Source organism: Psychrobacter sp. HD31, assembly GCF_051097895.1.
Classification (GTDB): domain Bacteria; phylum Pseudomonadota; class Gammaproteobacteria; order Pseudomonadales; family Moraxellaceae; genus Psychrobacter.
Map to the genome: position 1 here is coordinate 1,567,146 of NZ_CP142525.1, position 12,616 is coordinate 1,579,761.

At 35.4% G+C, this 12,616-nt stretch carries 12 protein-coding genes; 7 read left to right on the top strand and 5 right to left on the bottom strand.

What is annotated here, in order from left to right; genetic code table 11:
- Nucleotides 1–10: 10 nt before the first annotated feature.
- A complete protein-coding gene (gene dnaN, locus VH441_RS06935; RefSeq protein ID WP_434352921.1) occupies nt 11–1,186 on the bottom strand; it encodes a DNA polymerase III subunit beta in 1,176 nt (391 codons plus the stop codon).
- 96 nt (nt 1,187–1,282) lie between these two features.
- Entirely contained in the window at nt 1,283–2,647 is a 1,365-nt protein-coding gene (dnaA, locus tag VH441_RS06940) for a chromosomal replication initiator protein DnaA (protein WP_434352922.1), read from the bottom strand.
- A 523-nt stretch (nt 2,648–3,170) separates the two neighbouring features.
- Between dnaA and rpmH the strand changes: the two genes are divergently transcribed.
- From rpmH to ribD, 7 genes are all read left to right on the top strand, one after another.
- Entirely contained in the window at nt 3,171–3,305 is a 135-nt protein-coding gene (rpmH, locus tag VH441_RS06945; protein WP_003662232.1) for a 50S ribosomal protein L34, read from the top strand.
- A gap of 136 nt (nt 3,306–3,441) precedes the next feature.
- A complete protein-coding gene (gene rnpA / locus VH441_RS06950) occupies nt 3,442–3,804 on the top strand; it encodes a ribonuclease P protein component (RefSeq protein ID WP_434352923.1) in 363 nt (120 codons plus the stop codon).
- A gap of 14 nt (nt 3,805–3,818) precedes the next feature.
- Nucleotides 3,819–4,181 (top strand): membrane protein insertion efficiency factor YidD, encoded by a 363-nt coding sequence (gene yidD / locus VH441_RS06955; RefSeq protein ID WP_434352924.1) that lies wholly within the window; start codon nt 3,819–3,821, stop codon nt 4,179–4,181.
- 109 nt (nt 4,182–4,290) lie between these two features.
- Nucleotides 4,291–5,955 (top strand): membrane protein insertase YidC, encoded by a 1,665-nt coding sequence (gene yidC, locus VH441_RS06960; protein WP_434352925.1) that lies wholly within the window; start codon nt 4,291–4,293, stop codon nt 5,953–5,955.
- A gap of 105 nt (nt 5,956–6,060) precedes the next feature.
- Complete coding sequence (mnmE, locus tag VH441_RS06965) at nt 6,061–7,452, top strand: tRNA uridine-5-carboxymethylaminomethyl(34) synthesis GTPase MnmE (RefSeq protein ID WP_434352926.1); 1,392 nt, start codon at nt 6,061–6,063, stop codon at nt 7,450–7,452.
- A gap of 55 nt (nt 7,453–7,507) precedes the next feature.
- Nucleotides 7,508–7,969, top strand: a complete 462-nt coding sequence (gene nrdR / locus VH441_RS06970) for a transcriptional regulator NrdR (protein ID WP_434352927.1) — start codon at nt 7,508–7,510, stop codon at nt 7,967–7,969.
- A gap of 2 nt (nt 7,970–7,971) precedes the next feature.
- Nucleotides 7,972–9,030, top strand: coding sequence for a bifunctional diaminohydroxyphosphoribosylaminopyrimidine deaminase/5-amino-6-(5-phosphoribosylamino)uracil reductase RibD (gene ribD, locus VH441_RS06975; RefSeq protein WP_434352928.1), 1,059 nt, complete (start codon nt 7,972–7,974; stop codon nt 9,028–9,030).
- A gap of 56 nt (nt 9,031–9,086) precedes the next feature.
- On the opposite strand, the gene VH441_RS06980 is transcribed toward ribD, so the two are convergent.
- From VH441_RS06980 to thrS, 3 genes are all read right to left on the bottom strand, one after another.
- Nucleotides 9,087–9,650, bottom strand: coding sequence for a porin family protein (locus VH441_RS06980; RefSeq protein ID WP_434352929.1), 564 nt, complete (start codon nt 9,648–9,650; stop codon nt 9,087–9,089).
- A 326-nt stretch (nt 9,651–9,976) separates the two neighbouring features.
- Complete coding sequence (gene infC / locus VH441_RS06985) at nt 9,977–10,474, bottom strand: translation initiation factor IF-3 (RefSeq protein WP_434354377.1); 498 nt, start codon at nt 10,472–10,474, stop codon at nt 9,977–9,979.
- A 29-nt stretch (nt 10,475–10,503) separates the two neighbouring features.
- Nucleotides 10,504–12,438 carry a threonine--tRNA ligase gene (thrS, locus tag VH441_RS06990; protein WP_434352930.1) on the bottom strand — a complete coding sequence of 645 codons (1,935 nt, stop codon included), beginning with the start codon at nt 12,436–12,438 and terminating at the stop codon, nt 10,504–10,506.
- Nucleotides 12,439–12,616 lie beyond the last annotated feature (178 nt).

The following is a 12,616-nucleotide window of genomic DNA, read 5'->3' on the forward strand; positions in this document are numbered from 1 at the left end:
ATGTTTAAAACTATATACGCATTGGCATAACAACATATTGATGTAGTTCATCACCATGTTGATTTAGGAGGGTTGACGCATTAGCTTGGCTCATTTGTAATACCACATTACCCTCTAGCACATCTAACACATCTTGCAAATATTGCGCATTAAAAGATAACTCAATTGGATCGCCAGAATATTGAGATTGCAGTTTTTCAACCGCTTCATCTTGTTCTGCATTATTAGCACGCAATTCAATCATGCCTTCCGCATCAAAATTTAAAATAACACCGCGAGATTTTTCATTACTTAAGATAGAAACTCGACGCAATACTTCTGTCATTTGTTCTTTATTAATTAGGGCTTGTTTATCACTACTCGATGGCATAACACGGCGATAATCTGGGAACTTACCATCAATCAAACGAGCGGTAAAAGTAACTTGTAAGCTATCATCAATAACACCAGTGCTATCAACATTGCCAAACGGCAATACTACTTGCAAAAATTCACGCCCAAATTTTAAGGTGATAGGGTTATCATTATCATTTAATAGTTTACCGAGTTCATTAAGTAAACGATCCAACTCAACAACTGCTTTACGTGGCAAAATCGCTTGCATGTTCAAATCATCATCTACCTCAATGGCACTTTTTGATAAAGCAAGACGATGACCATCGGTCGCAACCGTGGTTAACAAACGTTGAGATACTTCAAACAACATGCCTGTTAAATAATAGCGTACATCTTGTATTGCCATAGCAAACTGCGTTTTGCTTATCATATCTGATAACTGAGCACGGTTAATTGTTAATGGCGTAATGTTCTCTGGCTCACCAAGTGTTGGGTAATCTGCTGATGGCAAAGTCCCTAAAGTGAACTTACTTTTATCACTTGTTATTAAGCAGCGGCTATTATCACTTGTGGTTAAATTAATTTGAGCATTACTGGGTAAAAGTTTACAAATATCACGCAATTTATCAGAAGGCAGTGTTATTGAGCCTTCTTCTAAACAAGCACCTTCTGGTAATGCCAATTTTGACATTAGTTCCACTTCTAAATCTGAAGCGGTCATATACAAGTGAGTTTGAGTAAGCTTTAGCTTTATATTACCCAAAATTACCATGTTGTGGCGCTTATCTGCCGCTTTTGCAATCAGATTAATGGCTTTTAACAATAACTCACGATTGATTGATAATTGCATAGTTATACTCTTTCTAGGCTTTTTTATTTAATAAATAAATGCTAAAACATTAAACAAGCCTAGTATAACCAACTTTGTATGTTTTAACAAAGGCTATTAGCCAGCTTGTAGCATCATTGCCAGTGCTTTATATTCTTTATCTAAAATTAAGTCTTCAGCTCTTAATTGTTTGACTTTGTCACAAGCATGCATCACGGTAGAATGATCTCGACCACCAAATGATTGCCCTATTTCTGGATAGCTGTCACCCGTTAATTCTCTTGCTAATGCCATCGCAATTTGACGAGGACGGGCAATGCTGCGTGTGCGTTTTTTACCCATTAAATCTTTAACCGACACATCATAAAACTCTGCCACCACTTTACGGATGTTATCCATATTTACAGACTGAAAACGCTGTACAATAATGTCTCTAAGCGCATATTGCACCATTTGTAAATCAATGGTTACACCCGTTAAACTTGCATTAGCTATCACTTGGTTAAGTGCACCTTCTAGCCTACGTACATTAGACACAACATTTTGTGCAATAAATAAAGCACAATCTTTGGGCAGCTCAATACCAGATAACGATGCTTTTTTTTGTAAAATTTGTACACGGGTATCCAGCTCAGGTGGATCAATTGCAACAGACAAACCACCTGATAACCGTGAACGGAATCTTTCATCAAACTCATCTAACTGAGCTGGGTGTCTGTCTGAGGCTAAAATTATTTGTTTATCGCCGCTAGTAAAGTCTGCAAATAACGATAAAAATTCAGTAATTGTTTTTGTTTTACCTGCAAGCACATGAATATCATCAATAATTAACAAATCCACTTGCTTAATTTTCTTTTTAAATTCATCAATTTTCTTTTGGCGTAACGAATTAACCATCTGATTAACAAACTTATCAGAAGTAAAATAATAAAAAGTACGATTGGATTTTAAATATCTATGGGCAACCGAGTGCATTAAATGCGTTTTACCTAAACCAGACGGTCCATAAATAAACAAAGGATTATGACGATTTTGAGGGTTTTTCTTTGTTAGTTCATAACAGGCTTTATAAGCTAAATTGTTAGATTTACCAGTGACAAAGGTATCAAAAGTAAAATTTGGATCAATGATATTTAAAGCTTTTGATTTTTTATTACTTAAAACAACACTACTTTCTTGGCTCGTTGGTTGGTTAGAAACGCTATCAGAAACAGCCGTCGATACACGATCTTTTTGTATATCAATTTCAATATTAACAGCATCTATTTGATTAGCACTGTGCTTAATCGCTAATTGTGTAATCGTTTCTAAAAAGTTATCTGTAACGTAATTAACAAAAATATCATTAGGGGCTTTTACAATTAAAATATTGTTATCTACTTCTGCCGTTAAAGGGCGTAACCACATTGTGAAAATACTACCTTTAACTTGATACTCTAAATCATCTAAGCATTTTTTCCAAAGAGCGACCGCATCAACCATAAAGCACCTAATACTGCAAATATAACAAACCTAAAAATTGAACTCCATAATTTAGCATATTTTGGCATTTAATGAAAACTTTATTTATTGTGGATAATCTTGATTATAAATAATGTAGATAAGTTTTTTGGGCAACTTATGCATAAAACAGACACAGCTTATTAACATTAAAATCCACAGCTTAATTTATTGTTTTTTATTGTTTATTTTTAGTTATCAACAAAAAATATAGACAATAATAACAATAATTCTTTATTAATTAAAACTTATTATGGTAAAAAGTAAAAATGTGGATAACTTTCAAGTTTCACGCAATTTCTATTGTTAATCTATTAAAAAATAATAGCTTTCAAAATTAAATCAAAAAAAATAATTGAATTGTTTCACAGTCAGTTTTTAGTTAAATTTATTTTTATGGAAAAGTAACTGTTGACCAAAAAAACAGATTAATGTTATAATCTTTCGTTATCGCGATTAATTTTTAACACTAATGTTTAGTTACTATATATAGGATAGGTGTATTATGAAACGTACATTTCAACCAAGCGTACTTAAACGCAAACGCACACATGGTTTCCGTGCTCGTATGGCTACAAAAAAAGGCCGTCAAGTTTTAGCTCGTCGCCGTGCAAAAGGACGTCATCGTCTAACAGTATAATATAATGATTAATTTAATCATTTGAAAGCGTCAAATTAAATTTGACGCTTTTTTTATGTTTAATTAATAAAAGTTTAATATTTAAAATTCATCAGCTAAAATATAGCAATTATTAATAAAAGGTTTTTAGATAGTAATGACTCATAATGGCTATAGCTACCCTAAAACAGCAAGATTGTTAACTCCAAAACAGTTTAAAAATGTTTTTGACTCTCCAGATAAAAAAATACATCAACCACATTTAATGGCCTTTATTAAAAAAAATGAACTTAACAATGCCAGATTAGGGATGGCTATTACAAAAAAGAAAGTACCAACAGCAGTTGCTCGCAATCAGTTAAAAAGATTAACGAGAGAAAACTTCAGAATGTTAAGTAGCGACTTAGGCACTGTTGATATTGTTTTTATTGTAAAAAAACCCATAAAAGATATTAGTAACAATGAGTTAAAAAAACAAATAAAGGTTATTTTTAACAAAATAATAAGCCATCAGGGTTGATTGGTTATTTTTTAATGAATAAAGAACTGACTCAGTCTAAATCTACGTTATCTTCACGCTTGTTGAGTAAACTTATTAAAGGTTATCAGCAAGGTATTAGCCCATTAATGCCTGCGCGTTGTCGTTATTACCCTACTTGCTCTCAATATGGATTACAAGCTTTGGCTTGGCATGGGTCGTTAAAAGGTGGTTGGTTATTAACCAAACGAGTTTGTAGTTGCCATCCTTTAGGTGGTCATGGTATTGATTTTGTGCCGTTACCACTTTATCGATTTAAATTTGAGTATGTTGATTTTAAAAATATAGATAGAAAACTGGTTTATAAAGATAAATTTGATTATACAAGTCAGTTAAATTTTTGGCTAAAATCTGCATAAATGTGACATATATCATTATGTATATCAATTTACAACAAATTTTAGTAGAATATCACCCATTTTCTTTTAAAGATTAATTCTTAATTTTTTAACCTTGTAGGATACTTTCATGCAAAAGATATTACGAGCGTTGATTATTGTTGCTATGCTTATTACAACATGGTTGTTGGTCATGGCGTGGCAAAAAGATTATTCTGGTGTAGACCAGAGTTCAACGCAAAATACAACGGTTACTACGACTGGTGACTTACCTTCAGTAAATAGTAACGCAGATCTACCAGCTTCGAGTGTGCAACCAAAAGCTTCAGTTGCAGCATCGGTTGATAGTCAGTTAATTAATGTTAGTACAGATTTATACGATATTAAAATTAACCCTGTTGGTGGTGATGTTGTATTTGCCTCATTAAAAGATTATGACGCAAAATTAAATAGCAATAATCCATTTGTATTACTAGAAGAAAACAGTAATCGTGTTTATCTTGCTCAGTCTGGCTTGGTTGGTCAAAATGGTATTGACACAGCGCAAGGACGAGCAAAATATGACTATATTTCTAGTAACTATGCTATGGCTGAAGGGCAAGAGACCCTTTCCATACCATTAACTTATAGCAAAGATGGGGTAACGGTTACAAAAACATTCACCTTTACTCAAGGTAAATACCCAATTGAGGTTAGCTATAATATTAACAACAACTCTGCAAACACATGGCAGGGTCAAATGTTTGCTCAGTTAAAGCGTGATGATAGTAAAGATCCAGGTATGGCAGATAAAGGTGCACTAAGTATGGCAACCTTTTTAGGCGGTGCTTATGGCACACCTGATGACGATTATAGCAAACTTAAATTTAGCAAATTTAACGATGGCGAATTAAATAATATATCAACAAAAGATGGTTGGGTTGCTATTATTCAACACTATTTTGTTGCCGCATGGACACCATCAGATAATGTTACTGCTAAATTATTTAGTAAACAGACAGAAAATAACAATATTATTGGGTTTACTAGTGAGCCATTAACGGTAGCTGCCGGCACACAAAATACTTTTTCTGCCAAGTTGTATACAGGTCCAAAAGTTCAGGATAAGTTAGAAAACTTTGCTCCTGGCTTTGAAAAAACGGTTGATTATGGTTGGGCATGGCCGATTTCTAAGTTCTTATTTACAATTCTATCAGGCATTCATAGCTTTGTTGGCAATTGGGGTTGGGCAATTATTGCTTTAACATTGTTGGTTAAATTAGTGTTATTCCCAATTTCTCATAAGAGTTATATGTCTATGGCTAAAATGCGTGCAATTGCGCCTAAATTGCAAGCCATTAAAGACGAGCATGGCGACGATCGTATGGCTCAATCACAAGCAATGATGGCATTGTACAAAGAAGAAAAAGTGAATCCAATGGCGGGTTGTTTGCCATTATTAGCGCAAATGCCAATCTTCTTAGGTTTGTATTATATGTTGGTAGAAAGTATTGAACTTCGCCACGCACCTTGGATTGGTTGGATTCAAGATTTATCTTCAATGGATCCGTTATTTATTTTGCCAATATTTATGGGTATTTCAATGTTTGCACAACAAATGTTAAATCCTCAACCGGCTGACCCAATGCAAGCAAAAGTAATGAAGTTTATGCCAATTATGTTTGCAGCTTTCATGCTTTTCTTCCCAGCTGGTTTGGTATTGTATTGGACGGTAAACAACTTATCTAGCATGGCGCATCAATACTATGTGAACAAAAAAGTTGAAAAAGCTTATAGCTCAACAACCGCCAGCTAAATCAACCTGATTCTTTATAATAAAAAACACCGTCTAATATTTAGTCGGTGTTTTTTTATATGTCAAGGCATGTATAATATTCTTATATTTATTAGAGAACAAAAAATGATTCAAACTAACCGTTTACCAACCATAGCTGCAATTGCGACACCAATAGGTAGAGGTGGTGTTGGTATTATCCGTATTTCTGGGGCACTTGCTTACGATATTGCTTGTCGATTAACAAACAAAAAACAATTTACGGCTCGTAAATCGATTTTTTGCCGTTTTTATAATCAACAACAAAAAGTCATTGATGAAGGCATTGTTTTATATTTCCCTGCACCAAACTCTTTTACTGGTGAAGATGTCATAGAACTACAAGGGCATGGTGGCATGATTTTGCAAAATATGCTGTTGGCCAGAGTGTTTGAATTAGGTGCAAAACAAGCAACAGCGGGCGAGTTTTCATACCGTGCGTTTGAAAATGATAAATTAGATTTAGTACAAGCAGAAGCCATTGCAGATGCGATTGATGCAACTAGCGAGGCAGCAGCAACCAGTGCAATGAGGTCTTTAACGGGTGAGTTTTCGACCAAAATTAATGGGTTGTTAGAACAACTTATCCATTTACGATTGCATGTAGAAGCTGCTATTGACTTCCCTGATGAAGAAGATGTTGATTTCTTATCTGATGGTGTGATTGAGTCAAAACTAAATAATACACGTGACGAGTTAACCAAAGTTTTAGCAACTGCAAAGCAAGGGCAGTTATTAAGAGATGGCATTAATGTGGTACTTGCTGGAAAACCTAATGCGGGTAAATCCAGTTTATTAAACCGCCTTGCAGGGCAAGAGCGAGCGATTGTTACAGAAGTTGCTGGTACCACACGTGATACGCTTGAAGAAACCATAGTACTAAATGGTTTGACCATGCATTTAACCGACACAGCAGGGCTGAGAGATACAGAAGATAGGGTAGAGCAAATAGGTATTGAAAGAGCTAAGGATGCCATAAGCAAGGCTGATATTTTGTTAATGGTATTTGATTTAACACAAGACATTAACCCAATTGAATTAGCAGAAGAATTATTTGGAAAAATTCCTAAAGCTGAAAAATTATTAATGATAGGTAATAAACTTGATTTAATTGAAAATGGTGAGAGTGCTACTTATAAAAACAAAGCAAACTTTGGAAATGAAACTAACTATGATCAAGTAAACGTTTCATGTGAAACATCAACAGGTATTCATGAATTGATTTCAAGTTTATGTAAAAAAGTTGATTTTCACCCACCAGAGAATAGTTTAATTGCCCGTACAAGGCACATAGATGCCCTAAAAAGGACCCAAAATCATTTAGATGATGCTTATGAGCAACTAACGGTTTTTAAAGCAGGAGAACTCGTAGCAGAAAGCTTACGCCAAGCACAGCAAAGTTTGGGAGAAATAACAGGCGAATTTAGTGCTGATGATTTGTTGGGCAAAATATTTGGTAGTTTTTGTATAGGTAAATAGCCATTTAAGCAACAAATAGATATTACAACTAACAATTAAATTAATAGGAAAGCTTATGCATTGCCCATATTGTAATGCCACAGAAACAAAAGTGATTGATTCACGCTTGGCAGCAGAAGGAGCTCAAGTTCGCCGTCGTCGACAATGCAATAGTTGTGAAGAACGTTTTACAACTTTTGAGATGGTTGAAGTTGTTATGCCCAGAATTGTAAAAGAAAGTGGGAAAATAGAACCTTATGATGGTGATAAGCTACGTCGCTCTATTATGTTGCCTTTACAAAAACGACCAATTAGCATTGATGAAACAGACGGCATGATAAGCCGTATAGAAAAAAGAATTAGGCAAATGGGTGAGCGGGAAATTAGTAGTAAACAATTGGGCGAAGTGGTTATGACAGAGCTAAAAGAAGTCGATGACGTTGCTTATGTCCGTTTTGCCAGTGTTTATAGAGATTTTCAAGATATTGAAGCTTTTCAGCAAGAGCTTGCCAGTATACGTCCAGAGTGTGAAAAATAATAATGAATGACTTGTATTTAAATCATAATTCCACTGATATTTACTATATGACGCTTGCTATTAATCAAGCAAAAAAAGCCATTTATACAACACGGCCAAACCCTGCTGTAGGCTGTATCTTGGTAAAAGATAACATGATTATTGGAGAAGGGTTTACCTCGCCTGTCGGCGGTAATCATGCAGAAATAAATGCTTTAAATCATGCTAAAAACAATCATCATCAGGTTAACGACTCGACGGCTTATGTTACGTTAGAACCATGTTCTCATTATGGTAAAACGCCCCCTTGTTCAAAAGCAATCATTGAAGCGGGCATAAAAAGAGTTGTCATTGCAGGGTTAGATCCAAACCCAAAAGTTGCAGGGCGTGGCGTAAAAATGTTGCAAGATGCTGGTGTAAATGTGACGACTGGCTTATTAAGTGATCAAGCAGAGCAATTAAATAAAGGTTTTTTAAAGGCAATGAGAATAGGCATGCCTTATGTACGGTTAAAAATTGCTACGAGTTTAGATGGAAAAACAGCAATGGCATCGGGTGAGTCTAAATGGATAACTGGAGTAGAAGCACGAGAGGATGTACAAAAAATAAGAGCACTGAGTGGTGCTATTATAACGGGTAGTCAAACAGTTATTGATGACAACCCCAACTTAAATGTGCGTTCAAACCAGTTGGGTATTGATGTAAATGAAATACCACAACCTAAAATTGCAGTTTTGGATAGACGAAATAGATTATCTGACAAAACAGATTATAAAATTTGTAAGAATGAGAACACTATTTTTTGTCATGATGATGATCTAAAACAATTATTAAGTGATTTAGTGACACAATATCAAATTTATGATGTTATGGTAGAAGCCGGATCAAAAGTAGTAGGTTCATTTATAAAACAAGATTTAATTGATGAGTTAGTTGTCTATCAAGCGCCTTGTTTACTAGGGGCTGATGCCAGGACAATGGCTGATTTTAAAATAAATCATTTATCAGGTCAAAAAAGGTTTAAATTAGTTTCACATGAAACTATGGGAAATGATTTAAAATTAGTTTTTACTAAGCAATAAACAAAAAAAGACGACCCATATTTGGATCGTCTTTTTTTTATTGCTTGTTAACTATATTAGAATTTTAGGTGTGCACCAATTGTCCAAAGGTTGGCATCAACATCATCACCAGCATCCATCATTCCGTATTCACCTTCGATAGAAAAGTTAGAGTTAATATCATAACCAAGACCTAATGCACCCGCGATACCTGTTTCATCAAGTTCTTTTTTAGCACCATTTTTGTAATTGGCTTCAGCCTCAACTTTTGCAACACCTAGTTTTGCTTTACCATATAAGCCACCTGTGTTTGCAAAGTGATGGCGGTAAGTACCGTAAGCACCATATTGTTTAGCGTTATATTCGCCTTTAACATTGCCATCTTTAATATCTGCATCTTCAGAATCAACGTATTCTGCTTCGATACCAAAGCCATTATTGAAGTTATAACCACCATAAACACCATAAGCAGTTGGCTTGTCGGCATTATCAATATCTAAATCAAACTGACCTGCTTTAATGCCTATATATGGTTGACCCATTGTCATTGCGTTAGTGTTTATGTGGTTACCTGCATTTGCAGTTGTTGCTAAAATAGTACCAGTAGCTAAAGCAAGTAGAGTTTTATTTAATGTATTCATATCGTTATCTCCTGAGTTGGTTATTAAATACAAGCGAACAATCATTTAATTTGCTAATCACCCAATGTGATAGTTATTTATTTAAATGAAAGAAGATGAAAAAAAAGAAAACATATAAATCATCTTGCTTGTTAACGATGAATACATAGTAACAGGATATTACCGAATGTATGTTCATTTTATACGATAAGTTTGTAATATACTGTTACATTTATTGCAGATAACTAAAAATTATTGCTAAAAAAAGCGATAAAGCAATAAAAAGAGCTGTATTTATTAAATACAGCTCTTTTTTAATCAATATAAATTTGATTGAGTCGCTAAAATTACTTTCTTTTAGCTGGGCTTAACATCATACCCATTTGACGGCCTTCCATTTTTGGATGTTGGTCAACCGTTGCTAATTCTTCAGTATCAGTAATCACACGTTTTAGTTGTTGCATACCAATTTCTTGATGTGCCATTTCACGACCACGGAAACGGATGGTTACTTTAACTTTGTTTTCATCTTCTAAAAAGCTAACAATTTTACGCAATTTAACCTGATAGTCAGCTTCTTCTGTACCAGGACGAAGCTTGATTTCTTTAACTTGCGTACGTTTTTGGTTTTTCTTTGCTTCTTTTGCTTTTTGTTTTTGCTCATACAGGTGTTTTTTATAGTCCATGACTTTACACACTGGTGGCTTAGCATTTGCAACAATTTCAACCAAATCTAGACCTGCATCAGCAGCAGAACTTCGTGCTGTGTTGATGTCAACCACGCCAGCTTGTCCGCCATCTGCTAAAACAAGGCGGACTTCTTTGGCACGGATTTCATCATTGATGTTTAAACGGTTTGACTTTTTAATGGGTATTACTCCTCATCTGTTTTTAGATTGTATCGACCCTTCTGGGCGACGGCTTTTTGTACTAGCTCGATAAAGTCTTCTACTGACATAACACCTAGGTTTTCACCTTCTCGAGTACGTACATTGACGCTGCCAGATTCGACTTCTTTGTCCCCCAATACTAACATGAAGGGGATACGTTCTAGAGTTCGCTCACGTATCTTAAATCCAATTTTCTCATTACGCAAGTCACTAAAGGCACGAATGCCTACATTTTTAAGTTTTTCTACGACGTCATTACAGGTGTTAGATTGTTTGTCTGTAATGTTCATTACCACAACTTGATTTGGTGATAACCAAGGTGGCATAAAGCCGGCATAATGCTCAATAAGCATGCCAATAAAGCGTTCAAAGCTGCCTAATATGGCACGGTGTAGCATCAGTGGCGTTTCTCGCTCGCCGTCTTCATTAACAAATTCTGCATCAAGGCGTTCAGGCATATTAGGGTCAACTTGGATTGTACCGCACTGCCATTTTCTGCCTAAGCAATCTTTTAATGTAAATTCAATTTTAGGACCATAAAATGCCCCTTCACCCGGTAAATATTCCCAATCAAGACCAGAGCTGTCTAGCGCATCTGATAAGGCTTTTTCTGCCAAATCCCAAGATGCTTCTGTACCAACACGTTTTTCTGGGCGAGTCGATAACTTCATTTCGATGTTATCAAAGCCAAAGTCTTTATAAACATTTAGAGTAAGGGCAATAAAGTTTGCTACTTCTTCTTCTAATTGTTTACGAGTACAAAAAATATGACCATCATCTTGAGTAAAACCACGTACACGCATAATACCGTGTAGTGAGCCAGATGGCTCGTTACGGTGGCACGAACCAAACTCAGCCATACGTAGTGGTAAATCACGGTAAGATTTTAAACCCTGATTAAATACTTGTACATGGCATGGGCAGTTCATTGGTTTTACGGCGTAGTCACGGCTTTCACTTGAGGTGGTAAACATGTTTTCGGCATAGTTACCCCAGTGACCAGACTTTTCCCACAAGCTGCGGTCTACAATTTGTGGTGTTTTCACTTCATCATAGCCATTATCTTGCTGTAGTTGACGCATGTATTGCTCAAGTACTTGCCATATTTGCCAACCATTTGGGTGCCAAAAAACCATACCTGGCGCTTGCTCTTGTAAGTGAAATAAGTTTAACGCTTTACCAATTTTACGGTGGTCACGTTTTTCGGCTTCTTCAATACGAGTAATGTAGGCTTTTAATTGTTTTTTATCTGCCCAAGCCGTGCCATAAATGCGCTGTAGTTGCTTATTGTTTGAGTCACCACGCCAGTAAGCACCGCTCATTTTAGTAAGCTTAAATGCTTTTAAAAAGCGTGTATTTGGTACATGTGGACCACGGCACATGTCAATGTATTCTTGATGATAGTACAAGCCCATTTCAGTTTCATCAGGCATCTCTTCAATCAGTTTTAGCTTGTAGTCTTCATTACGTTCTTCAAATACTTTAATCACCTCATCACGTGGTGTCATTTTTTTGATAACGTCATAATTTTGGTTAATTAGATCTTTCATACGAGCTTCTATTTTGCTCATATCCTCTTGAGTGAAGGGCTTTTTACTGTATATATCGTAATAAAAGCCATCTTCAATAACAGGACCAATCACCATTTTTACATCAGGGTATAACTGTTTTACCGCGTGTCCCATTAAATGAGCACATGAGTGGCGAATAATTTCTAACCCTTCTTCATTTTTTGAGGTAATGATTTCTACTTTTGCATCTGTGGTAATCAGATCGCTTGCATCACGTAAAATGCCATCTACACGCCCAGCAATGGTGGCTTTTGCCAAACCAGGACCAATGCTCTCGGCGATTTGCATCACAGTGGTTGCTGCGCTGAATTCTTTGATATTACCGTCAGGTAAAGTAATCGCTACCATAATTTTTTCCTTCTTTTTGTCCGTTGATAGTGATGATTGTAACTCTCAATCATATAATCGCTAGACTATGTTTTAAGTTCATTGATTGTTGCCATACCCTTTAAATACTTTTAACTGGTAATAATTTGGCAAATTAAAATAAAGCTTTAATTATATCAAACCTTTGTAATAAAGACCA